At 71.1% G+C, this 22,886-nt stretch carries 19 protein-coding genes and 1 pseudogene; 4 read left to right on the top strand and 16 right to left on the bottom strand.

All coding sequences use genetic code 11. The features are described from left to right. Positions 1–8 precede the first annotated feature (8 nt). Together ACIBSW_RS16135 and ACIBSW_RS16130 are read right to left on the bottom strand one after the other, a co-directional pair. Positions 9–1,733: a bifunctional 3'-5' exonuclease/DNA polymerase gene (locus tag ACIBSW_RS16135; protein ID WP_404799361.1), complete on the bottom strand. Its 1,725-nt coding sequence runs from the start codon at positions 1,731–1,733 to the stop codon at positions 9–11. Beyond that, a complete protein-coding gene (locus tag ACIBSW_RS16130; RefSeq protein WP_354726761.1) occupies positions 1,730–2,329 on the bottom strand; it encodes a helix-turn-helix domain-containing protein in 600 nt (199 codons plus the stop codon). The genes ACIBSW_RS16135 and ACIBSW_RS16130 overlap by 4 nt, the downstream gene beginning before the upstream one ends. Positions 2,330–2,389: 60 nt before the next feature. On the opposite strand from ACIBSW_RS16130, the gene ACIBSW_RS16125 reads away from it, so the two are divergent. Continuing rightward, a complete protein-coding gene (locus ACIBSW_RS16125; RefSeq protein ID WP_354726763.1) occupies positions 2,390–4,651 on the top strand; it encodes a glycoside hydrolase family 3 C-terminal domain-containing protein in 2,262 nt (753 codons plus the stop codon). A gap of 41 nt (positions 4,652–4,692) precedes the next feature. On the opposite strand, the gene ACIBSW_RS16120 is transcribed toward ACIBSW_RS16125, so the two are convergent. From ACIBSW_RS16120 to murD, 9 genes are all read right to left on the bottom strand, one after another. Next, complete coding sequence (locus ACIBSW_RS16120; protein ID WP_354726765.1) at positions 4,693–5,106, bottom strand: hypothetical protein; 414 nt, start codon at positions 5,104–5,106, stop codon at positions 4,693–4,695. 192 nt (positions 5,107–5,298) lie between these two features. Beyond that, a complete protein-coding gene (locus ACIBSW_RS16115) occupies positions 5,299–6,216 on the bottom strand; it encodes a carbohydrate ABC transporter permease (RefSeq protein ID WP_354726767.1) in 918 nt (305 codons plus the stop codon). Positions 6,217–6,242: 26 nt separating this feature from the next. Further along, positions 6,243–7,154, bottom strand: a complete 912-nt coding sequence (locus ACIBSW_RS16110; RefSeq protein WP_354726769.1) for a sugar ABC transporter permease — start codon at positions 7,152–7,154, stop codon at positions 6,243–6,245. 47 nt (positions 7,155–7,201) lie between these two features. Beyond that, positions 7,202–8,635, bottom strand: coding sequence for an N-acetylglucosamine/diacetylchitobiose ABC transporter substrate-binding protein (gene ngcE / locus ACIBSW_RS16105; RefSeq protein ID WP_354726771.1), 1,434 nt, complete (start codon positions 8,633–8,635; stop codon positions 7,202–7,204). A 35-nt stretch (positions 8,636–8,670) separates the two neighbouring features. Then, positions 8,671–9,570, bottom strand: coding sequence for a carbohydrate ABC transporter permease (locus tag ACIBSW_RS16100; protein WP_354726773.1), 900 nt, complete (start codon positions 9,568–9,570; stop codon positions 8,671–8,673). Continuing rightward, on the bottom strand, positions 9,570–10,550 hold the full coding sequence (locus ACIBSW_RS16095) for a sugar ABC transporter permease (protein ID WP_354726775.1): 981 nt from the start codon (positions 10,548–10,550) through the stop codon (positions 9,570–9,572). The genes ACIBSW_RS16100 and ACIBSW_RS16095 overlap by 1 nt, the downstream gene beginning before the upstream one ends. A 143-nt stretch (positions 10,551–10,693) precedes the next feature. Beyond that, positions 10,694–11,998 carry an extracellular solute-binding protein gene (locus tag ACIBSW_RS16090; protein WP_354730559.1) on the bottom strand — a complete coding sequence of 435 codons (1,305 nt, stop codon included), beginning with the start codon at positions 11,996–11,998 and terminating at the stop codon, positions 10,694–10,696. A gap of 47 nt (positions 11,999–12,045) precedes the next feature. Next, entirely contained in the window at positions 12,046–13,020 is a 975-nt protein-coding gene (locus ACIBSW_RS16085; protein ID WP_354730561.1) for a MurR/RpiR family transcriptional regulator, read from the bottom strand. Between the two features lie 370 nt (positions 13,021–13,390). Beyond that, positions 13,391–14,743, bottom strand: a complete 1,353-nt coding sequence (murD, locus tag ACIBSW_RS16080) for a UDP-N-acetylmuramoyl-L-alanine--D-glutamate ligase (RefSeq protein WP_354730563.1) — start codon at positions 14,741–14,743, stop codon at positions 13,391–13,393. An 84-nt stretch (positions 14,744–14,827) separates the two neighbouring features. Here murD and ACIBSW_RS16075 point away from each other — a divergent pair, with 84 nt between their 5' ends. Next, on the top strand, positions 14,828–16,129 hold the full coding sequence (locus ACIBSW_RS16075; RefSeq protein ID WP_354730565.1) for a hypothetical protein: 1,302 nt from the start codon (positions 14,828–14,830) through the stop codon (positions 16,127–16,129). Positions 16,130–16,132: 3 nt separating this feature from the next. On the opposite strand, the gene ACIBSW_RS16070 is transcribed toward ACIBSW_RS16075, so the two are convergent. The 3 genes from ACIBSW_RS16070 to ACIBSW_RS16060 all read right to left on the bottom strand — a co-directional run bounded on the left by ACIBSW_RS16070 (position 16,133) and on the right by ACIBSW_RS16060 (position 20,179). After that, positions 16,133–18,421 (bottom strand): flavohemoprotein, encoded by a 2,289-nt coding sequence (locus tag ACIBSW_RS16070; protein WP_404799345.1) that lies wholly within the window; start codon positions 18,419–18,421, stop codon positions 16,133–16,135. Positions 18,422–18,521: 100 nt separating this feature from the next. Then, a complete protein-coding gene (locus ACIBSW_RS16065) occupies positions 18,522–19,649 on the bottom strand; it encodes an aminotransferase class I/II-fold pyridoxal phosphate-dependent enzyme (protein WP_354721110.1) in 1,128 nt (375 codons plus the stop codon). Then, positions 19,649–20,179 carry a GNAT family N-acetyltransferase gene (locus ACIBSW_RS16060; protein ID WP_354721112.1) on the bottom strand — a complete coding sequence of 177 codons (531 nt, stop codon included), beginning with the start codon at positions 20,177–20,179 and terminating at the stop codon, positions 19,649–19,651. The genes ACIBSW_RS16065 and ACIBSW_RS16060 overlap by 1 nt, the downstream gene beginning before the upstream one ends. A gap of 74 nt (positions 20,180–20,253) precedes the next feature. On the opposite strand from ACIBSW_RS16060, the gene ACIBSW_RS16055 reads away from it, so the two are divergent. Then, positions 20,254–21,066, top strand: coding sequence for an RNA methyltransferase (locus ACIBSW_RS16055; protein ID WP_354721114.1), 813 nt, complete (start codon positions 20,254–20,256; stop codon positions 21,064–21,066). A 57-nt stretch (positions 21,067–21,123) separates the two neighbouring features. Here ACIBSW_RS16055 and ACIBSW_RS16050 read toward each other — a convergent pair whose 3' ends face one another. After that, the gene (locus ACIBSW_RS16050) at positions 21,124–21,636 is read right to left on the bottom strand and encodes a hypothetical protein (protein ID WP_354721116.1); all 513 of its coding nucleotides are present in this window, start codon (positions 21,634–21,636) and stop codon (positions 21,124–21,126) included. 137 nt (positions 21,637–21,773) lie between these two features. Between ACIBSW_RS16050 and ACIBSW_RS16045 the strand changes: the two are divergent. Further along, positions 21,774–22,016 (top strand): annotated as a pseudogene (locus ACIBSW_RS16045) (TrmH family RNA methyltransferase); the annotation flags it as partial. Here ACIBSW_RS16045 and ACIBSW_RS16040 read toward each other — a convergent pair. Then, complete coding sequence (locus tag ACIBSW_RS16040; RefSeq protein WP_404799344.1) at positions 22,002–22,883, bottom strand: CPBP family intramembrane glutamic endopeptidase; 882 nt, start codon at positions 22,881–22,883, stop codon at positions 22,002–22,004. The pseudogene ACIBSW_RS16045 and the gene ACIBSW_RS16040 sit on opposite strands and share 15 nt — an antisense overlap. Positions 22,884–22,886: the final 3 nt, after the last annotated feature.

The raw sequence follows: 22,886 nt of genomic DNA, 5'->3' as shown, positions 1-22,886 counted from the left end.
CCGGCCGGTCACACCGCGTCGGCGTAGCACTCCACGATCGACACGTCCAGGGGGAAGCGGACAGAGGTCGCGCCGAACAGCAGCTCGCCCGCGCGCTCCGCGCTCTCCCGGACCGCCTGCGCGACCAGCTCCGCCTCCTCCGCCGGGCAGTGCACACCCACCTCGTCGTGCACGAAGAGCACCAGCTCCGCCCGGGTGCCCCGCAGCGCCGTCCGCAGCGTCGCGAGCAGCACCAGGGCCCACTCGGCCGCCGTCGCCTGGATCACGAAATTGCGGGTGAAGCGGCCCCGGGCCCGGCCCGACGCGCCGCCCTGCGGCTCCGCCGACCCGGACTCCTCGGGCGGGTCGAGGCCCGCGTCGCGCCAGGCCGTCGACGCCGGCGGGCAGGTGCGGCCCAGCCACGAGCGCACCAGCCCGCCGGCCTCGCCGGTGCGCGCCGCCGCCTCCACGTACTCGAAGGCGGTCGGGTAGCTCTGCCGCAGCACCGCCAGCGCCGGGATCGCGGCGCCGCCGGTCTGCCCGTACATCGCGCCGAGCAGGGCGATCTTGGCCTTGGCGCGGTCGCCGCCGAACGAGTCGGTCGCCAGCGCGGCGTAGAGGTCCCCGGCGGCGCCGGCCCGGGCCAGCCGGGCGTCGCCCGAGACCGCGGCCAGGACGCGGGGCTCGAGCTGGCCCGCGTCCGCGATCACGAAGCGCCAGCCCGGGTCGGCCACCACGGCACGGCGGACCACCTTCGGCACCTGCAGCGCCCCGCCGCCGCGGGTGGCCCAGCGGCCCGAGACCACGCCGCCGGGCACGTACTCCGGGCGGAAGCGGCCCTCGCTCACCCAGGCGTCGCGCCAGGTCCAGCCGTGCGCCGTCCAGATGCGGTAGAGCTCCTTGTATTCGAGCAGGGGCTTGACGGCGGGGTGCTCGACGTTGCGCAGGACCCAGGCGCGGGTGTTGGGCACGTCGATGCCCGCGCGGGCGAACGCGCGCAGCACCTCGGCCGGCGAGTCGGGATGCAGGCCGTGCACGCCGAACGCCGCGTTGACCTCCGCGGTCAGCTCGGCCAGCCGGCGCGGCGGGCCGACCGGCTGCGGCGCGCCGAGCAGCTCGCGCAGCAGCCGGTCGTGGATCTCCGCGCTCCAGGGCAGCCCGGCGTGGCCCATCTCGGCGCCGACCAGGGCGCCGGCGGACTCGGCGGCCACCAGCAGCCCGAACCGCCCCGGGCTGCCCGTGGCGCGGATCCGCGCGTGCTGGTCGGCGTAGACGCCGGACAGGGCCTGCAGGACCACCGAGCCGGACGCCGTCGGCGGCCCGGTCATGGCCTCGAAGAGCGCGGCCTGTGCGAAGCCCGGCGGGTCCGGCTGGCGCGGCGGCGGGTCGGCCGGCACCGCGGCGCCGGTCAGCCGGGCCCAGGCGGCGGGCAGGGCGCGGGGCTCGCCCCAGCGGCCCGCGTGGCCGAGCAGCAGCGCCTCGGTCAGCTCGATGTCGTGGCATCGGCCGACCCGCACGCCGGCGCGCAGCAGCGCCGGGTAGCCCTCGGTCGTCGCGGCCCAGACCCAGCGGGGCCGCTCGGCCTCCTCGCGCGCGGCGACGGCCGCCGGGAGGTCGGCGAAGCGCTCCGGCTCACCGGCCGGGCGCCCGTCGGGCCGCAGCTCCTGCCAGCGGCCGGGGCCGTGCCAGCTCCCGTCGTCGGACACCACCGCTACCAGCACGGGCCCATTCTGCCGCCCGGGTACGACACTCAGCTGCCGAGCAGGCCCTCCAGCAGCTCCAACGACTTCTCGATGTCGATGCGCGGGTCGAGTAGCCACTGCGTCTGCAGGCCGTCGGAGGCGGCGATGATCAGCGCGGCGGCGGCCTCCGGCGCGATGTCCGGGCGGATCCGGCCGGCCGCCTGCTCCGCCTCGACGCGGTGCGCCAGGAACCGTCGCAGCTGCGCGAACCGCTCGCCGAAGAACGCCCGGGACAGCTCGTTGCCCTCCTCCAGCGCGCCGGCGACCAGCGTCGAGTAGAGCTGCACCAGGCCCGGAACCCCGTGGTTGCGGCGCGCCGCGTGCGTCATGAGGCCGACCACCGTGACGTCCGCGGGCGGCCGGTCCTCGACCTTCGAGCGCTCCTCGGCGGTCCGGTACACCTCGATCAGCAGCTCCTCGCGCGAGGAGAAGTAGTGCTTGAGCGCCGCGTGCGACACCCCGATCGCCTCTCCGATCGCGCGCAGGGACGTGCCCTCGGCGCCGCGCTCGGCGAAGACCTCGATCGCGCGGTCGAGGATCTCGCGCCGCCGGCGGACGCCCTTCTCGTACGCGCCGCGCCGGGGCGGTGTCCCCTGGGCGTCATCCATCGGCCCATCCTAGGGTCGCCAAAACTTCCGCGCGGAGGTTTTCGTTGTTACGGTGCTGTGATGACACTCGATATCCCCGCCGTGCTCGCCGCGCTCAGCCTCGAGGAGAAGGCCGAGCTGCTCGACGGCGCCGACTTCTGGCGCACGCAGCCGGTCGAGCGCCTCGGCGTTCCCGGCGTCATGATGACCGACGGGCCGCACGGCCTGCGCAAGCCGGCGGGCGGATCGGATCAGGTCGGCCTCGACGACAGCGTCCCGGCGACCTGCTTCCCGCCGGCCGCCGGCCTCGCGTCCACCTGGAACCCCGGCCTGCTCACCCGGGTCGGCGAGGCGCTCGGCCGCGAGTGCCGGGCCGCCGGGGTCGCCGTGCTGCTCGGGCCCGGCATCAACATGAAGCGATCGCCGCTGTGCGGGCGCAACTTCGAGTACTTCTCCGAGGATCCGCTGCTGGCCGGGGAGCTCGGCGCCGCGCTGATCAACGGGCTGCAGAGCCAGGGCGTCGGCGCGTCGGTCAAGCACTTCGCCGCGAACAACCAGGAGACCGACCGGATGACGGTCTCCGCCGACGTCGACGAGCGCACCCTGCGCGAGATCTACCTGCCCGCCTTCGAGCGGGTCGTCACCCGGGCGCGGCCCTGGACGGTGATGTCCTCCTACAACAAGATCAATGGCCGGTACGCGAGCGAGCACCACTGGCTGCTCACCGAGGTGCTGCGCGACGAGTGGGGCTTCGACGGCCTGGTCATGTCCGACTGGGGCGCGGTCAACCGCCGCGACCACGCGGTCGCCGCCGGCCTCGACCTCGAGATGCCCTCCTCCGGCGGCGCCGGCACCCGGGTGATCCTGGAGGCCGTCAAGGACGGGACGCTGAGCGAGGCCGACCTCGACCTCGCCGTCACCCGCGTCCTGACGCTGATCGACCGGTCGCTGCGAGCGGCGGAGCCGGCGGACACGTACGACGTCGCCGCGCACCACGCGCTCGCCCGCGAGACCGCGGCCGCCAGTGCGGTGCTGCTCAAGAACGAGGGCGGCGTCCTGCCGCTCGACCCGAGCTCCGGCGGCCCGATCGCGGTCATCGGCGAGTTCGCCCGCACCCCGCGCTTCCAGGGCGCCGGCTCCTCGCAGGTCAACCCGACCCGGCTCGACGCCGCGCTGGACGCGCTGCGCGAGTCGCTCGGCGGCCGCCGCGAGGTCGTCTACGCGCCCGGCTTCGCCATCGAGTCCGACACCGCCGACCCCGCGCTCGTCGACGAGGCCGTCCGGGTCGCCGCCGCGGCCGAGGTCGTCGTGCTGTTCCTCGGGCTGCCGCCGTCGTACGAGTCCGAGGGCTTCGACCGCGCGCACATGGACCTGCCGGCGCACCAGATCGACCTGCTGCACGCCGTCGCGGACGCCAACCCCCGCGTGGTCGTCGTGCTCTCCAACGGCTCGGTCGTCAGCGTCGCGCCGTGGCAGGACCGCGCGCAGGCCGTCCTCGAGGGCTGGCTGCTCGGCCAGGCCGGCGGCGCCGCGACCGCGGACCTGCTGCTCGGCGCCGCCGAGCCCGCCGGCCGGCTGGCCGAGACGGTCCCGGTGCGCTTCGAGGACAACCCCACCATCGGCGCGTTCCCCGGCGAGCTCGGCCACGTCCGGTACGGGGAGGGCCTGCTGATCGGCTACCGCTGGTACGACGCGCACCGGCTGCCGGTCGCGTACCCGTTCGGGCACGGCCTGTCCTACACCTCGTTCGGGTACGGGGACCTCGCGATCGCCGTGACCGCCGACGGCGAGCGGCCCCGCGTCGAGGTGACGCTGACCGTCACCAACACCGGCGCGCGGGCCGGCCGCGAGACCGTGCAGCTCTACGTCACCGACCCGGCGGCGAGCGTCTACCGGCCGGAGCAGGAGCTGCGGGCGTTCGCCCAGGTCAGCCTCGAGCCCGGCGAGAGCCGGCCGGTGACCCTGGTCCTCGGCGCCCGGGAGTTCGCGTTCTGGCACGAGACCGCCCGGCGCTGGGTGGTCGAGGGCGGCACGTTCGGCATCCGGGTCGGCGCGTCCTCGCGCGACATCCGCCTCGAGGGCACCGTCGAGCTCGCCGGGGAGCCGTTCGCCGCGCCGCTGACCGCCGACTCGACGGTGGACGCCTGGCTGGACCACCCGCTCGCCGGCCCGTGGCTGCGCGAGAACCTGGGCGAGGGCGCCTTCGCCGGCATGCTCGCCGACCCGGGCCCGCACGGCCAGATGATGCGGGCGATCCCGCTCCGGCGAATGTCGCGTTTTCCGGGCTTCCCGGTGAACGAGCCGGCCGTCGAGGCCGCGGCGCCGGGCTTCGCCGCCCGGTGAAGCGCCGTCACCGCCGGGCCGCAACGGCCCGGCGGTGATGATCAGCAGCCCGAGCGCTTGTGCCGGGGCAGGGCGTAGGTCTTCGTACGCTTCGACTTGACCTCGGTCACGCGCACCCGGGTGAACACCTTGCGGCAGTCCGAGGAGCGGACCCGGGTGAACTTCAGCTTGACCTTGGTGTGCCGGTAGTTTCCGGCGGCGCAGTCCGGGATGCACGTGTTGACGTTCTGCACGCCGGTGGCGTACCCGGTCGACGCGGTCAGACTGGTCCAGCGCAGCTTGCTGAAGTCGAGGTCCTTGTACGGCCGGATCGACTTCGGCTTGACCTTGATCTGGTGGTAGGCGTAGTCGACGACGACGCCGGGCTTGGCCGCCGCCTGCGCGGGGCTCGCGGTCAGTCCGGCGAAGGCCACGGCGACCACGGTCGCGGCGGCGGCGAGTCGGCTCAGTTTCATGTTCCTGGTCCCCCATGTGGTGTCCGGATCGGGGCCGATCCGATGATCACCATCCTGCTGAGCCGGGACCGTCCACAGTCGCCGCACTCCGGGTCATGGCACGAACCCGGTACCGACCGGCCTGTCGGAAACGCGATCGGGCGGCGCCTGTCCCCCTGGACCAGACGCCGCCCGGATTTCGCGGTCGCGGAACTACTTGGTCGCGCCCGCGGTCAGGCCCGACTGGATCTGACGCTGGAAGAACGCGTACACGATGATCATCGGCAGGATCGAGAGGGTGAGGGCCGCGAAGAGCGCGGCCCAGTTGGCCTGGTAGCCCGCCGAGACCGAGATGTTCGCGATGCCCTGGGTGAGCACCCACTTCTGCTCGGCGCCCTGGCCCTGCATGATCGCCACCGGCAGCAGGTACTGGTTCCACTGGCCGACGATGTTGAAGATCGTGATGCTGACCAGGCCGGACTTGGCCATCGGCAGCATCACCTGGAAGAACAGCCTCGTGTGCGAGGCACCGTCGACGATCGCGGCCTCGGCGATGTGGTTCGGCAGCGTCTTGAAGAACGCCGTCATGAAGAAGACCGTGAACGGCAGCGAGTAGGCGATGTAGACCAGGATCAGGCCGGTGAAGGTGTTCAGCAGGCCGAGGTTCTGCAGGATCAGGAAGAGCGGCACCAGCGCCAGGAACACCGGGAAGGCCAGGCCCGAGACGAACATGTAGTAGATGAAGCGGTTGCCGAAGAACTTGTACCGGGCCAGCACGTAGGCGGCCATCGAGCCGAAGAGCATCGTGCCGGCCGTGCTGAGCGTCACCACGAAGACGCTGTTGAGGAAGTAACGCCCGACGTGCGCCTCGGTCCAGGCCGTCTTGTAGCTCTCGAAGGAGATCTGGCTGGGCAGGCTGAACGGCGCGTGCGTGAAGATCTCGGTGTTGCTCTTGAACGAGGCGAAGACCACCCAGATCAGCGGCGCGACGACCGTGAGGCCCCAGATCGCCAGGGCGATGTGCGCGAAGCCGCTGAACACCTTGATCTCGCGCTTCGCGCGGCCCGCCTCGGTGGTGTGGCGCGGGCCTGCCTTCGTGCCCGGCGGGGTGACCGTGCTGTCGGAACTCATGAGGTTTGTCATCGTAGGCTCCCGGCTCACAGCTCGATCGATTCGCGCCGGGTGACCCGCAGGGTCAGCGCCGCGAACGTGATGGTGAGGAAGAACAGCACGACACCCATGGCCGAGGCGTAGCCGAACTGTGCGTAGTCGAAGGCGTTGCGGACGATCTCGAGGCCGATCACCGTGGTCGCGCCGTCCGGGCCACCGCGGTCCACGGACATGATGTTGACTAGGGCGAACGCGTCGAAGGCGGCGATGCCGAGGTAGACCCAGGCGACCTGCAGCGTGTTCCAGAGCAGCGGCAGCGTCACCTTGAAGAACAGCGTGCCGCGGGTGGCGCCGTCGAGCGCGGCGGCCTCGTAGATCTCCGTCGGGATGGAGCCCATGCCCGCGGAGAAGAGCACCACGTAGAAGCCGACCGCCTGCCAGACGAGCACCGCGAGGATCGACCACATCGCCAGGTTCTCGTCCGCCAGGAACAGCACCGGGCCGGCGCCGACCTGGTGCAGCAGGCCGTTGATCAGGCCGCTCAGGTCGGGCGAGTAGACCCGGGCGAAGATGACCGCCACCAGCGCCAGGGCCAGCAGCTGCGGGAAGAAGAACACCACCTTGTAGAAACCCGAGCCCCGGACCCCGTGGGTGCGGCCGCCCCTCGTCCCACCGCCCATGTTCAGCAGGAACGAGAAGAAGAGCGCGATCACGATCGCGAACAGCGGCAGGAAGAGCAGCAGGAAGAGGTTATGCCGGATCGCCTGCCAGAAGGTGTTGTCGTGGAACAGCTTCACGAAGTTGTCGAAGCCGATGTACTCCACGTCCGGCGAGAAGCCTCGCCAGTTGGTGAACGACAGCTGGAACGCCTGAAGGTACGCCGCAACCACGAACGTCGCATAGATGGCCACCGGCACGATCAGGAAGCCAATGATGAAGGGATACCTGCCGTGCTTCATGGTTCTCTTGCTCCGTCCGTGGTTGCGGCTACGTCGTCAGCGCTTGATCAGCGGGTGAACTTCTCGATCGACGGGTCCTTCTTGATGGCGTCGGCGGCCTTCTGCATCCGCGTGACGAACTTGTCCGCGGTGCCACCCTGGTAGAACAGCTCGTTCGTGGCGGCGCGCAGCTCGTCGTCCAGCTTCTTGTACCAGGTGTCGAAACGGAAGCTGAAGGTGTCCGCGCCCGCCGCACCGAGGGCCTTGTTGCCCGAGGTGAGGCCGGGGCTGATCTCCATGCCGTCGGTGGCGCCGGCGACGACGGTCAGCGTCTTGGTGAGCTGGGTGAAGCCGATGGCGCCGGCCTTGCTCAGCATGTGACGCAGGTACTCCATGCCGCCCTTGGGGTTCTTGCCCTTGCTGGCGACGAAGTACTGCTCGCCGGCCGCGGCGTAGAGCGCGGTGACCGGCAGCTTGTCGGCGGCGGTCACGCTGGGGATCGGCATGAGCTGGTAGTCGAAGCCGGCCGGGGTGTCCTTGGCCTGCTCGTTCTCCAGCCAGGAGCCGGACGGGTAGAGACCGACCTTGTACTGGTTCTGCTGCAGCTGGACCTCGGTGTGCTTGAGGCCCAGGAACGCCTTGTTCGAGTACTTGGCGCCGACCTCGGCCCACGCGGCCGCGGCCTGCTTGACGGCGTCGGAGGTCCAGGCACCGTCCTCGAGGTTGTCGATGTTCTTGAGGACGTCGGCGCCGCCGATCTTGGCCGCGCTGGTGAGGATCACCGTGTACATGTAGTACGGCGCGTTCGCACCCGCGTAGCCGAACGGGGTGATGCCCTTGCCCTTCATCTTCTCCAGCAGCGCGGTGAAGTCGGCCCAGGTGGTCGGCGCGGTCCAGCCGTTGTCCTTGAACAGCTTGCCCGAGTACCAGAGGCCGAAGACCGTGAAGGCGTAGTTCAGCACGTACGGCTTGCCGTTGAACGAGCCCTGCTCGACCGTGCCGGGGATCAGGGTGTCCTTGACGGTCTTGCCGGAGATGTCCAGCGACGGGGCCGCGTACAGCTCGGTCAGGTCCTGCACCTGGCCGGCCTGGACGAGGGCGCCCTGGTCCATCAGCTTCGAGCCGGAGTTGTTGATCATGTCCGGCGGGTTGCCGGCGGTGAACCGCGGCTGCACGACCGTCGCGATCTCCTCGGTCTGGCTGAAGGCGACCTCGGACTTCGGGAACAGCTTCTTGTACGACGGGATGTGCACGTCGGTCGCGTACTTGGTGCCGAGGCCACCGTTGAAGATCACGACCTCGAGCGGCGCGTCCTCCTTGATGCCCAGCGGGTTGGTCGCGGAGACCGCGCCGGCGGGCTTGTCCGTGTTGTCGTCCTTGTCGCCACCGCTGCCGACGCAGGCGCTCAGCATCGAGACGGCGGGGGTGGCGAGCAGACCGACGGCGGCCGCGCGGCGCAGCAGCGTACGGCGATCGACCTCGGGCTTAAAAATCTCGGACATTCACTTTCTCCTCAGGGTGTTGATGCGGTGCCGGGTCAGCCTTTTACGGCGCCAGCCGTCAGGCCGGTTGCGATGTTGCGCTGGACGATCAGGAAGAAGATGACCACCGGCAGGGCGGTCAAGATCGACCCAGCCATGAGCGGGCCCCAGAAGGTGCCACGGCTCGTCTGGTTCTGCAACAGCCACGCCATCAGGTTCTGGTGCGCCTGATCGTTCAGCGTGTTGATGATGATGAATTCGTTCCAGGCCTGGATGAAGCCGTACACCGAGGTCGCGACCAGGCCGGGACCGGTGAGCGGCAGAATGATCTTCCAGAAGACCTGGAAGCGGCTGGCGCCGTCGATGGAGGCTGCCTCGTCGAGCTCGCGCGGGATCGCACTGATGAATCCGCGCAGGGTCCAGACCGTGTAGGGCAGGATGAGTCCGACGTAGACCAGCGTGATGCCGAGCAGGCTGTTGGTGAGGTTGAAGCGCTGCAGCATCAGGAAGAGCGGGATCAGCACGGCGACGAACGGAACCATCTGGACCGCCAGCACGACGAGGATGATCGCCTTGCGGCCGTAGAACTGGAACCGGGCGATGGCCAGCGCCGCCAGGAAGCCGACGAGCAGCGCGCCGAGCACCGCGCCGCACGTGATGATCACGCCGTTGAGCAGGTCCTGCTGGAAGAACGGCGCGTTGAACGCGGACTTGAAGTTGTCCAGCGTGAACGTGTGCGGGAAGAACGTCGGCTCGAACTGGAGGATCTCCGGCGCCGGCTTGAACGACGTGTTGATGATCCAGTAGACCGGGAAGAACATCACGATCGCGAACAGGACGCCGCCGGCGTTGGCGGCGGCGGTGCCGAGGCGGCTGCGGCCGACCGTCGGCGTGTCCGACTCGCGCTGCTTGCGGCGCCGCTTGCGTACGGCGGCCGGCGGTGCGGTGGCGACCATCAGTCCACGTCTCCGATCTTGAACATCTGGCGCAGGTAGAACGCCATGACGCCGAGCAGCATGAGCACCGTCACCACCGCGATGGCCGAGCCGAGCCCGTAGCTGTTGTTCTTGAACGCGATGCTGTACGCCCACGTGGCCAGCACCTGGTACTCGTCCTCCGGCCGGCCGTTGCGCACCACGTACACCTGGGTGAACAGGCCGAAGTTCCAGATCACCGAGAGCGTCGTGACGATGATCAGCAGCGGCTTGAGCAACGGGATGGTGATCTGGCGCAGCGTCTGCCAGGCGGACGCGCCGTCCACCGTCGCCGCCTCGAGCAGTTCCTTGGGCACCTGGGTGAGGCCGGCGTTGAGGGTGATCGCGATGAAGGGGATGCCGGCCCAGACCACGATCGTGGTGATCACGGTCCAGCCCTGGATCGGGTCGGCGAACCAGCTGTGGTTGGCGAAGTCGACGCCGGGCAGGAGGTCGATCAGGTAGTTCACGACGCCGAAGTCGGAGTCGACCAGCCAGCGGAAGATCTGCGTGGCGACCAGCTGCGGCATGGCCCAGACGAACATCATCGCGATGATCATGGCGATCCGCACGCTCGGCGCGACCCGGCGCATCAGCAGCGCGACGGCGAGCCCGAGCACCACCGTGAGCACGACCGACACCACGGTGAACGCGACGGTACGGGCGACGACCTGGTAGAACGTGTCGGTCGTGAAGATCTTGACGTAGTTGTCGAGGCCGACGTTGTCCGGCGGCAAGTCACTGAAGAGTTGGCGCAGGCCGAGATTCTGGAAGGACAGGACGATCATGCGGACCAGCGGGTAGCCCAGCAGGCCGGCGAGCAGCAGCAGTGCGGGCAGGGTGAGCGCGAGGGGTGCGAACCCGCCGCTCGTCGCCGAACGACGTCTGCCCCTGGAGCGGCCGTCACCCGGCGCCGGCGTCTGCGATGCCGGCCGGGCGGGCGGGGATTCGACGACGGACATCGGTCCCTTACCTCTCTCGCTTCGTCAGTGTGGTGGCGGGTCGTGGGGCCCCCCCCCGGGGGGGGGGGGCCCCGGCCCCCCCGGGGGGGGGGGGGGGGGGGGGGGGGGGGCCCCCCCGCCGGGGGGGGGGCGCCACGCTCCGGTCAGCTGGCGTTGAGGATTTCGTTGATCTTCGCGTCGGCTTCCTTGGCCGCGTCGGCCACGGTCGCCTTGCCGGTGGCGATGCTGACCAGCATGTTCTGCAGCACGTTCGCCGACTCCACGTCGGACCACTTCGGCGCCATCGGCACGAACCAGGTCTCCTTGGCGGCCTGCGCGGTCGCCTCGTTGCCCTTCACGGCCGCGGCCTTGTCCAGCAGGTTCGTCGCGTTGGGCAGGACAGCCTTGGCGATCAGCCCCTCCTGGGACTTGGTGTCGGTGAAGATCTGCGCCCACTTGGCGGCCAGGTCGGCGTTCGGGCTCTTCGCCGTTACCGCGACGTCCGAACCGCCGAGGAAGGACGGGATCTCGGGCAGCGCCGCGGTGGCCACCTTGCCGTTGACCTTCGTCTTGACCTTCGCCGAGGCCGGGTCGTTGGGGTCCTTCGGCTGCTCCTGTACGGCGCTGAGCTCCCAGCCGTTGCCGTAGAGCATGCCGGACTTGCCCTGCGCGTAGACCGCGTCCTGGTCGGACTCGTCCTTGGTCGGGTCACCGCTGGAGTAGGTCTTGGCCAGCTCGGCCCACTTGGTCAGGCCGGCCTGCGCGCCCGGCTCGGACAGCGTGCCGACCCACTTGTCGCCGTCCTTCTTGGCGATCTCGCCGCCGTTGCCGTGCACCCACGCCATCGCGGCGTACCAGTACTTGCCCGGCATGTAGAAGGCGGAGAACTGCTTGTCCGCGCCGTTCTTCTCCTTGAGCGCCTTGGCGGCGGCGATCAGCTCGTCGTAGGTCGTCGGCGCCTTCAACCCGGCCTTCTCGTAGAGGTCGGTGCGGTAGAGCAGCACCCGGGCGCCGGCGTAGTACGGCACGCAGTAGGTCTTGCCGTCGAGCTCGCACGGCGCGGAGAGGCCGGTGAGCCACTGCGCCGAGTTCTCGAACTGCGACTTGTCCAGCGGCGCGAACGCGCCGTTGAAGACGTACTTCGGCATCTCGGTGTTGCCCAGCTCGACGACGTCGGGGACGTCGTTGCCGGCCAGGGTGGTGTCGAGCTTGGCCAGGTGGTCGGTCCACTGCTGGTAGTCGACCTGTACCTGGGCGCCGGTCGCCTGGGTGAACCGGTCGTTGGCCTGCTTGACGACCTCGGGCCAACCGGACTGCGCGTCGACCATGAGCCAGACCTTGATGGTCTTGCCGGCGCCGTTCGTTGCGTTGGCGTTCGGGGTTTCGCTGCTGTCGCTGCTCGAGCCGCACGCGGCGGCGCCGACCAGCGTTGCGGCGAGCGCCGCGGCAACCGCGATTCTGCGCTTCACGCTGTTCCTCCTGGACAAAGATGAAGGTGCGGTGGGGGATATCGGGATCACGGGGCGGAACTGCCGTCCTTGACGGCTTTGTGGCCGTGGACGGCTTGGGCGGTGCGTTGGAATGCCGCGTGCGAACGTTCGTGGGTCCGCTGGGCGACGGCGACATAGAGCAGATCGAGGACGACCAGTTGCGGGTGGCGCGCGGAGAGCGCGTCCGGCCGGAAGGTCGTCGCCTGGGTGGCGGTGAGCAGCACGATGTCCGCGAGCTCGGCGAGCGGCGAGCGCGGGAAGCTGGTCAGCGCGATGGTGGTGGCGCCGCGGCTGCTGGCCTCGGCGAGCAGCTCGATCGTCTCGCCGGTCTCGCCGCTGTGCGAGATGCCGAGGGCGACGTCGCCGGAGCGCGAGAGCGCGGCGCTGGCCAGGCCGTTGTGCACGTCGGTCCAGGCCCAGGCGGCCACGCCGATGCGGTGCAGGCTGAACTGCATCTCCTCGCCGACCAGCGCGCTGCCGCTGGCGCCGAAGATGTTGACCCGCGGCGCGACGGCGATGGCCACCGCGGCCCGCTCCACCTCGGCGAGGTCGAGCAGCGAGGCGGTGTCGTGCATGGCCTGGGTGTCGGCGGCCATGATCTGGCCGAGGACGCGCTCGAGCGGGTCGCTCGGCTGGATCTCTCGGCCGATGTCGACGGTCCAGCCGGAGGCGCGGGCGCGGCCGGTCTCCGCGGCGATGCCGAGGCGCAGGTCCGCGTAGCCGTCGAAGCCGAGGGCCCGGCAGAACCGGGTGACGGTGGCGGGTGAGGTGCCGCTGCGCTCGGCGAGCTCGACGATGGTGGCCCGGGAGGCGGCGGCCGGGTCGGTGAGCACCTGCTCGGCGACGCGCTGAAGGGCGCCGGTGAACTCCGGTAGCAGGGTGCGGACCCGTACCAGCACACCGTCGGAGTTGTTGCTCATCACGATGTGCGGGGCCTGGTCGCGCACCAGCGAGTCGACGACCGCGGTCGATGCGGTGCCGTCTGCGTCTGGCTCGACCATCGGCCGTCCCTTCATAAGGAGTGTTTACTGTCGCGGTAAAAGTTCTTACTTTCTGACCCCTCATGTCAAGCCTGCGGGTGAAGTTTTCAAACCGTTACCAAGGGCACGTCGATGAATGTGTGCCACTCCGCCGTCGGTTGACCCGCGTCGATCCGCATATGGCCGTTACGGCGTGACCGCCATCACATCCGCCCATTTAGCCCGATTTATACGTCGGCTTTTCGGGCATCAGGCAGCGACGATCGGACAGCAACGACTAGTCCGTCTATTCGATGAGACCGTTAACGCAAGACGCCCTCGCCGGCGGCGAGGGCGTCTTCAAACGGGTACGGCCCGGCAAAAATTCTGCCCAGCGGCGGGCCGGGATCGGTCAGGAGCTCTCGCGGATCGCCTGTGCGAAGACCTCGGAGCGGTGCTCGAAGTTGCGGAACCGGCCGTAGCTCGGCGCCGCCGGCGACAGCAGCACCACCCCGCCGGGCGGGGTGAGCTTGCGCGCCAGCCGGACCGCGGCCGGCAGGTCCTCGGCCGCCTCGGTGCGCACGCCCGGCAGCCCCGCCAGCTCCTCCAGGATCCGCGGCCCGCTGTCCGGCAGGCCGATCACGATGATCTCGAGATTCCGCAGGTGGTCCCGCAGCGGCGCATAGTCCAGGCCGCGGTCGGTGCCGCCGACGAGCACGGTCAACGGCCTCCCCTCGTACGCGTCGATGGCGTGCATCGCCGAGTACGGGCTGGTGGAGAGCGTGTCGTCGACGAACGTCAGCCCCGACGGGTCCTCGATCTCGGTGAGCCGGTGCGGCAGCCCCTCGAACGACTCGAGGGCGCCGCGCAGCTCGTCCTTCAGCCCCGCGACGTCGATGCCCATGCCGTCCAGCACGGCCAGCGCCACGCACAGGTTGCGCCCGTTGTGCCGCCCCCGCAGCCGCAGCGCCGTACGCGGGAAGAGGGCCTCGTCGCTGCAGTAGACGAGGTTGTCGTCGTCGATCCGGAACCGGGAGTCGCCGCTGCCGGCCGGCACCGCCGCGAAGCCGTTGGCGTCGCGGGCCTGCAGGGTCTCGGTCACCAGCCGCTCGTCCGCGCCGTTGATCACGATCACTTCCGGACCGTGCGCGAGCAGGTTGAGCTTGTCGCGGTAGTACTCGCGCTCGCCGCCGTGCGCGTCCAGGTGCTCCGGGAACAGCGAGGTGACCACCGCGACCCGCGGCGAGTCGCTCAGGTCGCTGCACTGGTAGCTGGAGAGCTCGAGGACGTACTGCTGCGCCGGTGGCAGGTCGAGCAGCGGCACGCCGATGTTGCCGCCGAAGACGTTCGGCCGGCCGGCCGCCGCCAGCAGGTGGCTGATCAGGCTCGCCGTGGTGCTCTTGCCCTTGCTGCCGGTGACCCCGATCGTCCGGCCGGCGTGGTCGGCCATCCAGAGCGCGCTGCCGCCGGTCACGGTGACGCCCCGGGAACGCAGCTCGGCCATCCACGGGTGCGTCTGCGGCACGCCCGGCGAGCGCACCACCACGTCGGCCGCGACCAGCGCGGCGAACGCATGATCACCTCCGGCCAACGGCGCCAGCTCGGCCAGCTCGCCCTCCCAGGGCACGGAGAGGAAGTTCACGCTGTCGTCCACCGCGATCAGGCGCGACGGACCGTGTGCGGCGACTGCCGTGACGGCGGCACGGCCCTCACGGCCCGTACCCCAGACAGCCACGGAACGTCCGCGCAGGTCGGTCAAGCGCACTGTCGTCTCCCTTGGTCGCGTCGAACTAGTATGGCTCGCTGGTCCAACGACGGGAGCTTCCGGGTGCGTGCGCAGTTCGAGGTCATGCGGTTCCCCGCATACAGGTTCGATCCGGCGACGGGGGTCGCGGAGTTCGACTACCTGCTCGACGGCCCGCAGCCGCTGGAGTTCACCGAGACGATCACCTTCCCGGTCGCCGCCGGCCCGCCCCCGGAGCACTTCCACCGGGTGCTCGACCTGCTGCACGTCGTGGCCGGGGTGAGCTACTACAAGGTCGGCGCCCCCGCGCGCATCGAGGCGCCGTCCGCGGTCCCGCCCGAGGCCGCGGCCCTGTTCACGGCCGTTTACACCCACGGCCTCGGCGAGTACGCCTACGTCAACAAGCTGCCGCACGTCCTCGAGCTGTCGGTGGAGGTCCCCGGCACCTCGGCCGCCGCCCCGGCGGTGGACAACGCCGACGGCCGCCCGCTCTCCGCCGTCGGCGGCGGCAAGGACTCGATCGTCACGCTCGAGATCCTGCGCGCCGCCGGGCTCGACCCGGTGCCCTTCTCGGTCAACCCCAACCCGGTGATCGTCAACGTCAACGCCGCCTCCGGCCTGCCCTCGCTCGCCGCCCGCCGCCGGCTCGACCCCCGCCTGTTCGAGCTCAACAAGGCCGGCGCGCTCAACGGCCACATCCCGGTCACGGCGATCAACTCGCTGATCGCGATCGCCACCGCCGCGCTGCACGGCCTCGGCCCGGTGGTGATGTCGAACGAGCGCTCGGCGTCCGACCCGAACCTGATCTGGAACGGTCACGAGATCAACCACCAGTGGTCCAAGGGCGTCGCCGCCGAGGCGCTGCTGCGCGCCGCCGTCACCGCGCACACCGGCCTGACCGAGCCCTACTTCTCCCTGCTGCGGTCGCTGTCGGAGCTGCACATCGCGCAGCTCTTCGCCCGGCACACGGCGTACGACGACGTGGTCACCAGCTGCAACAAGGCCTTCAAGCTGCACGACCCGACCGCACGCTGGTGCGGCGACTGCCCCAAGTGCCGCTTCGTCGCGCTGGCGATGGCGCCGTCGATGCCGCGCGAGCGGCTCACCGCGATCTTCGGCCGGGACCTGTTCGCGGACCCGGCGCAGGTGCCGGGCTACCTGGAGCTGCTCGGCATCGACGCGCACAAGCCGTTCGAGTGCGTCGGCGAGGTCGAGGAGTCGCTGGTCGCGCTGACGATGCTCGGCGACGACCCGCAGTGGGCCGACTCTCCGGTGATCACCGCCCTGCGCGCGGCAGTCCCGGCCGACGCGTGGGCCGCGGCCTCCCGCGACGAGGTGCTGACCCCCGGCGGCCAGACGTTCGTCCCGCCGTCCTACGCGAAGGTGCTGGCTACCGCCATCGCCTGACCGCTACTCCGGCACGTCGTGGTGGATGCGCTCCGGCGCGACGCCGAGCGCGTGCAGCGCCGCGCTGGTCGCGGCCAGCATCGACGGCGGCCCGGCCAGGTAGACCTCGTAGGCCGACCACTCCCCGTACGCGGCGACCGCGTCGGTGACCAGGCCGGACGCGAACGGCCCGGCGGGGCCCTCGGAGATCACCGGGACGACGGTGGCCCGGCGGCAGGCCCGGGCGATCGCCGCGACATCCTCGATGTCGTACAGCTCGGCCAGGTCGCGGACGCCCCAGAAGAGCACCGCCGAGCGCCGGTCGCCGGTCGACGCCAGCTCGGTGAGCAGCGCCTTCAGCGGCACGATCCCGGTGTCCCCGGCGATCATCAGCAGGTCCCGGCCCGCCTCGGGCAGGCCCATCTCGCCCTCGGCCGGGCCGATCCGGACCGTGTCGCCGACCTGGGTGCGGTACACCAGCGCGCCGCTCACCCCGGCCTCGCCCTTCGCCCGCACATGCAGCTCGACGATGTTGTCGCGGCGCGGATCGCCCGACAGCGAATACGGCCGCAGAACCCCGGGCAGCTCGGGAACCTCGATGCGGGCGAACTGCCCCGGCCGGTACGGCATCGGCAGGTACGGCCGCAGCCACAGCACGGCGAGGTCGTCGCGCCGGCGCTCGTGCCCGACCACCACGGCGGTCCACGCGGCGGGCCGGTACTGCCCCGCCATCCCGTGCGCGATCCACTCGTACGCGTGCTGCCAGCTGGATCGCCACGCCTCGTCGAAGTCCTGCCGCCAGCCGTTCGCGGCCATGCCGGCCCGCAACGCCTCGGCGAGCGCGGCGCCGGCGAGCTGCAGCTGCTGCGGCAGCACCCCGCACTCGGCGAGCACCGCGCCGAGCCGGCCGCAGGCGGCGACCAGCTGCGGCGGCTGCTCGAGGTTCTGCACCAGCCAGGTCAGCGCCTGGGCGAGCTGCTCGGTCTGCCAGGCGGGCCCGCCGGGCAGCCGGGCGAAGAGCGCGGGCTGGGCCTGCGCGAGCGCGGCCCGCAGCCGCACGGCGACGTCCTCGGGGCCGCCGGCGAGCGCCATGCTGTCGGCGAGCAGCAGCCGCATCGCGTGCAGCGCGGCGTCGTCGGCCGGGTCCATGCCGTCGGCCGCCGGCATCGGGGGTACGCCGATGGCCGGCACGCCCGGCAGCCGCACCTGGCCGAACGGGCTCGGCGGCGCGATGGGCTCCCCGGGCCAGTGCGGGCCGGCCGGGCGGGGCGCGCCGACCCGCTGGACCGGGCTGATCGGCCCCGTGCCGAATCCGGGCGGCACCATGCCGGCGATCCACGGCGCGGCACCGGCCGGGTGCGCGGCGGCGTGACCACGCGGCGGCCCGCCTGGCCCGGGCGTCCCACCGGGCGCGGGCGTCGCGCCGGGCGCAGGCGTCGCGCCGGGCGCAGGCGTCGCGCCGGGCGCAGGCGTCGCGCCGGGCGCAGGCGTCGCGCCGGGCGCAGGCGTCGCGGGCGGCACGGCGCCCGGGACGCCAGGGGGCGCTGCCGCGCCCGGGACGCCGAGAGCCGGCGGCAGCGTCCGGCCGGGCGGACCCCCGCCGGGGACCGGTAGCGCACCCGGAACGCCGGTGATCCCCGGGGCCGGAAGGGGCGGGGTGGCTCCCGGGACTCCGGTCGACCCCGACCCCGGAAGGGCCGGGGTGGCACCCGGGACGAACGGATTCGGCATCACCTGGCCTGGCCCGCCGGGCCTCATCGGTATTGCGCCGCGTAGCGGCAGTATCGGGGCCGGAGGCTCGGACGCCGGGTCGACCGGATCAGCCGGATCGGCCGCGGGCACCGGCGCCTCGGGCAGCGCTCGACCTGGTCCCGTACCACCGGATGCTCCGCCGGGGCCCGAGCCGCCCGCGCCGCCGGTCCCGGCCTCGCCGGAGGTGGCCGGGGCGCCGGAGACCGGGCCGCGGGGACCGCCGGAGCTACCGCTGGGCGGCGGTTCCGCGGGCCGGGTCGTGCGGGGGCCGCCGGGAACCGGCCCGACCGCGGCGCGGAATTCCCCGGCCCGGTCGGCCGTCGCGCCCTGCCGGGCCCCGGCCTCCGTGGCCTGCGTGGCGTCGCGGTCGGGCCGCGGCACCTCGCCGGCGGAGAGCTCGCGAAACGGATGCGCCGACGGCAGCGCCAACGGCGGCGCGGCGGGTAGTTCGGCGGCGGTCTCAGGCTGCGGGTTCAGGCCGGCGGCCACGTCCGCGGCACCGGACTCGGCCGCCTCCGGCGCGGCGAGCCGCAGCCGGAGCGCCCGCAGCAGCGCGAGCATATGCGGATCGGTACCGGATCCGGACGACAACTGCGCACCCCCGACCACAGAACGACGCGAACAGTACAACCGTACTGCCGTCGCGCCTGGCCGCCATCGACTACCCGGCGGCGCCCGCCATCCGCGCGGTCGCCTCATCCAGGATGTCAGCGCTCGTGGCGAAGTTCAGCCGAACCCAGCCCGCGCCGGCCGCGCCGAAGCGGGTGCCCGGCTCGACCGCGACCCGGCCCTTGGCCAGGAACAACGCCTGCGGCTCGTCGTCGCGGCCCAGGGACCGGCAGTCCAGCCAGGCCAGGTACGTCGCCTCCGGCGCACGCCAGCGCACCGCCGGCAGCCGGGTGCTCAGCAGGTGACCCAGCTGCGCCCGGCGCTCGTCCAGCTCCGCGCGCAGCTCGGCCAGCCAGGCGTCGCCGTCGGTGAACGCCGCGACGGTCGCCAGGACGCCGAGGTGCCCGGTGCGCCAGCGGACGTCCGGCGGAAAACGGCCGACCAGCGCGGCCATAGCCGGCCCGCCGGTCACGATCGCCGCGCACTTGAGGCCGGCGAGGTTGAAGGCCTTGCTGGCCGACAGCAGGCTCACCGCGACCTCGCCCGCGCCGGGAAGGCTCAGCAGCGGCGTGAACTGCGCACCCGGCAACACCAGCGGCGCGTGGATCTCGTCGCTGACGACCGTCACCCCGTACAGGCGAGCCAGCCGGACCAGGGCGGTCAGCTCCTCGCGCGTGTGCACGCGGCCGACCGGGTTGTGGGGGTTGCAGAGCACGTAGACCGCGGGGTGGGCGGCGAAGGCCGCCTCCAGCGCGGGCAGGTCGAGGCGGAATTCCTCGGTGAGCGGCACCTCCAGCAGCCGGGTACCGGCCTCGGGCGCCCAATGGAAGAACGGCGGGTACACCGGCGGGCTGATCACCACCGTGTCGGCGGGCCGGGTGAGCACGCGCAGCAGTTCGACCACGCCGACGCCGACGTCCGCGACCGCGGTGACCGCACCCGGATCGACGTCCCACCCCCAGTGCCGGGCCGCGAAGCCCGACACGGCCACCCCGAGGTCCGGGCCGGCCAGCGAGTACCCGGTGTCGGAGGCGTCCACCGCCGCGCGCAGGGCCGCCGCGACCGGCGGCGCCAGCGGATAGTCCATCTCGGCCACGAAGAGCGGCAGCACGTCGCCGGGGTAGGTGCGCCACTTCGCGCTGCGCCGCCCCCGCAGCGTCTCCAGCGGATCTACGTGCATCAGCGGACGATCCGGTACACCACCGAGTGGCGCAGCGGCCCCTCGACGGTCGGATCCTCGAAGTCGTCGGCCGGGTCGTAGGACATTCCGAGCCGGTGCATGACCGCGCGGGACCGGTCGTTGCCGACCGCGGTGATGGCCAGGATCTCCGCGAGCCGCAGCACGTCGAAGCCGTAGTCGAGGCAGGCGTGGCCGGCCTCGGTCGCATAACCGTGGTTCCAGGCCGAGCGGGCCAGCCGCCAGCCGACCTCGACACCCCCGAACGGCAGCTCCTCGTCCACCGGGTCGAGCCCGGCGAACCCGATGAACTCGCCGGTCGCGACCACCTCGACGGCCCACCAGCCCCAGCCGCGGGCGGCGAGTTCGGCGCTGAAACGCGCGACCGAGGCGGCGCTCTGCTCGTAGTTCATCACCTGCGGGAAGAACTCGCGGACCAGCGGGTCCGCGTTCATCGCGGCCCAGGGCATCACGTCGGATTCGCGCCATTGCCGCAGCAGCAGGCGGTTGGTCTTCAACTCAGAGATCGTCATCGCGTCCCTTCTCGGTGACCCGGTAAAAGGTACCGGCATCGAACCGGTCGGCGGGCAGTGGGCAGAATGCCCTTGTGCCCGCACTGAGCATCACCGACCCCGACGACCCGCGGATCGCCGACTACCGCGCGCTGACCGACCTGGAGCTGCGTACCCGGTGGGAGCCGCCCAACGGGCTGTTCATCGCCGAGGGTGAGCTCGTCATCCAGCGCGCCCTGCGCGCGGGGTACCGGCTGCGCTCCGCCCTGGTCGACGAGAAGCGCGTCGACCAGCTCAGCGGGCTGCCCGAGGACGCGCCGCTGTACAGCGCGACTCCCGGCGTGCTGGAGTCGGTCACCGGCTTCCACGTGCACCGCGGCATCCTGGCCTCGTTCCACCGGCGCGAGCTACCCACGCTGGAGCAGCTGCTCGCCGGTGCCCGGCGGCTGGCGGTCCTCGAGGGCCTGAACACGCACACGAACCTCGGCGCGCTGTTCCGGAGCGCGGCCGCCCTCGGCATCGACGCGATCGTGCTCTCCCCTACCTGCGCCGACCCGCTCTACCGCCGCGCGGTACGCGTCAGCATGGGCGAGGTCTTCGCCATCCCGTACGTGAAGACCGAGGACTGGCCCAAGTCACTGGCCGCCGTCCGCGACGCGGGCTTCACCCTGCTCGCGATGACGCCGGCTCCGGACGCGGTCGCGTTGCAGGAGCTGACGGCGGCCCAGCGGTCGCGGCCGGCGCTGCTGCTGGGCGCTGAGGGACCGGGGCTCACCCGCGAGGCCCTTGCGGCCAGCGACGTCCGCGTTGCCATCCCGATGCACAACAACGTCGACTCCCTCAACGTCGCCACCGCCGCCGCCATCGCCTTCTGGGAACTCACCCGCACCGGCCAACCTGGAACCTAGCCTGGGGCTCCTCGGACACGGCCACACCGCAACCGATCACGTGCTGCGTGCGCCCGGTCATTCGGCTCTCAACAACTCATCCAGCTCACTCAGTTCATCCCGAATCGCCCTAGGAAGTTGCTCCTCGAACAGGCGGGAGACCGCTACGAGGGATCGCGACGCTTCAACGATTTCATCCGGATCGTCAAGGCGAATAGCAAGTTCCTCGAGGTTGTCGACGTCGCCATCGACCTCTGCGGCGACACGGCTCGCCAGCAACCCGGACAGTTGAGCTTCACGAAAAAGAAGGATCAGCCTTCTCGCTGAGGAATAGACGGCCAAAAAATTGACGTGGCGGACACCGGTCCGTGTTTCCCCACCAAGCCCGCCACGTACTTCATTTCGCATCCTTTGGCAAAGCATTCCAAGAGTCGACAATAGATCCATGAGTTCAGTGGCGCTTGCCTGCGACCCGGTTGCAACCGCGTGCTTGGAGGAGTACCCCTGGGCCGCCATCGCTCTCGCAACAAGTTCCACTGTCTCGTCAAATGCACGCCCGTATGAACTTACGGTTTTTCGAATCTCGTCCATTTCCCCTACTAACCGTCGTCGCATTTGCTCGCGCTCACGCGACCAGTCCGCCGGAAAAGCAGCTGGGTCGGCCTCATTTTTGCACCACGAACATCAACACCGTCCGCTACAGCTTGTGAAATACAGTGCATTTCCGCACCCTGCTCGCGATGACGCCGGCTCCGGACGCGGTCGCGCTGCAGGAGCTGACGGCGGACCAGCGGTCGCGGCCGGCGCTGCTGCTGGGCGCCGAGGGGCCGGGGCTCACCCGCGAGGCTCTTGCGGCCAGCGACGTCCGCGTCGCCATCCCCATGCACAACAACGTCGGCTCCCTCAACGTCGCCACCGCCGCCGCCATCGCCTTCTGGGAACTCACCCGCACAGGCTCACCCGCCAGTTGACCGCAGTACCGAGCCCTCGCCCGGGTATGGAGGGCGGATCTGGGCTGCCATGGCACTGGATTGCGACAAAGCCGGTGTCGAGGCCGCCGGTCGAGCGTGGCCGGCCGTCTCGGTCGCGGGCACGGTCGCGGTGTCGTCCGAGACCTGCCGCGCGGTGGGATACGCCGGGATCAGCAACAGCGCCAGCAGGTCCTGGAAGACATGCAGCACGATGGCCAGCAGGAGGCTACCCGAGATCAAATAAACGAAGGTGAACATGCCGCCGAGGACGGCGATGCCGACCATCCCCCGGCGACCCTGGTATGTGTGTGCCACCACGAACAACGCCAGGCTGGCGAAGACGGCCGCCGCCGGCGGTAGCCCGTACAGCTGCGTGCCGACCCCGATGAGGAGCCCTCGGTAGACGACCTCCTCGCTGATGCCGACGGAGAGCGCCACCCCCGCGGCCAACCGGCGCTCGTACGCGGTTCGCGGCACCAGCGGAGCAGTCCCGGCTCGGCCGGGGATCACGTGTCCGCGTCGCATCCGACCTCGGATCCGCAGGGCACCGACCGACATCATCACCAGGAGCCACCCCGTGAGCAGGTAGTCGATGCCGTCACCGCCAGGCCAGGCCCAACCGAGGTCGACCGTGGACAGACCAGGGCTCAGCAACGCGACCAGTGCGACGACGGCGGCCCAGATCCACGATCGGACGATGAGGAAGCGATAGACCCGAGCCCGCCGCCCCGGCTCGGTCGTGAGCTGTCGGACGAAGTGGTCGCGGTACTTCACCCCACGACGCGCCACGATCAGCATCTCGATCAGCATCGCCGCGATCAACAGATGCGAAATGAGTTCCCGGGCCAGCGTCACGACGACGATCATGAT

The sequence above is a fragment of the Actinoplanes sp. NPDC049668 genome (assembly GCF_044465445.1).
Taxonomy (GTDB): domain Bacteria; phylum Actinomycetota; class Actinomycetes; order Mycobacteriales; family Micromonosporaceae; genus Actinoplanes.
The sequence above is the reverse complement of the archived record's forward strand: the minus strand, read 5'-3'. Positions and strand labels throughout refer to the sequence as shown.

Coding starts and splice junctions, on each gene's coding strand:
- ACIBSW_RS16130 (WP_354726761.1), bottom strand. CDS start 2,329: ATGGATGACGCCCAGGGGACACCGCCCCGGCGCGGCGCGTACGAGAAG.
- ACIBSW_RS16125 (WP_354726763.1), top strand. CDS start 2,390: ATGACACTCGATATCCCCGCCGTGCTCGCCGCGCTCAGCCTCGAGGAG.
- ACIBSW_RS16120 (WP_354726765.1), bottom strand. CDS start 5,106: ATGAAACTGAGCCGACTCGCCGCCGCCGCGACCGTGGTCGCCGTGGCC.
- ACIBSW_RS16115 (WP_354726767.1), bottom strand. CDS start 6,216: ATGAGTTCCGACAGCACGGTCACCCCGCCGGGCACGAAGGCAGGCCCG.
- ACIBSW_RS16110 (WP_354726769.1), bottom strand. CDS start 7,154: ATGAAGCACGGCAGGTATCCCTTCATCATTGGCTTCCTGATCGTGCCG.
- ngcE (WP_354726771.1), bottom strand. CDS start 8,635: ATGTCCGAGATTTTTAAGCCCGAGGTCGATCGCCGTACGCTGCTGCGC.
- ACIBSW_RS16100 (WP_354726773.1), bottom strand. CDS start 9,570: ATGGTCGCCACCGCACCGCCGGCCGCCGTACGCAAGCGGCGCCGCAAG.
- ACIBSW_RS16095 (WP_354726775.1), bottom strand. CDS start 10,550: ATGTCCGTCGTCGAATCCCCGCCCGCCCGGCCGGCATCGCAGACGCCG.
- ACIBSW_RS16085 (WP_354730561.1), bottom strand. CDS start 13,020: ATGGTCGAGCCAGACGCAGACGGCACCGCATCGACCGCGGTCGTCGAC.
- ACIBSW_RS16075 (WP_354730565.1), top strand. CDS start 14,828: ATGCGGTTCCCCGCATACAGGTTCGATCCGGCGACGGGGGTCGCGGAG.
- ACIBSW_RS16070 (WP_404799345.1), bottom strand. CDS start 18,421: ATGCTCGCGCTGCTGCGGGCGCTCCGGCTGCGGCTCGCCGCGCCGGAG.
- ACIBSW_RS16065 (WP_354721110.1), bottom strand. CDS start 19,649: ATGCACGTAGATCCGCTGGAGACGCTGCGGGGGCGGCGCAGCGCGAAG.
- ACIBSW_RS16060 (WP_354721112.1), bottom strand. CDS start 20,179: ATGACGATCTCTGAGTTGAAGACCAACCGCCTGCTGCTGCGGCAATGG.
- ACIBSW_RS16050 (WP_354721116.1), bottom strand. CDS start 21,636: ATGGACGAGATTCGAAAAACCGTAAGTTCATACGGGCGTGCATTTGAC.
- ACIBSW_RS16040 (WP_404799344.1), bottom strand. CDS start 22,883: ATGATCGTCGTCGTGACGCTGGCCCGGGAACTCATTTCGCATCTGTTG.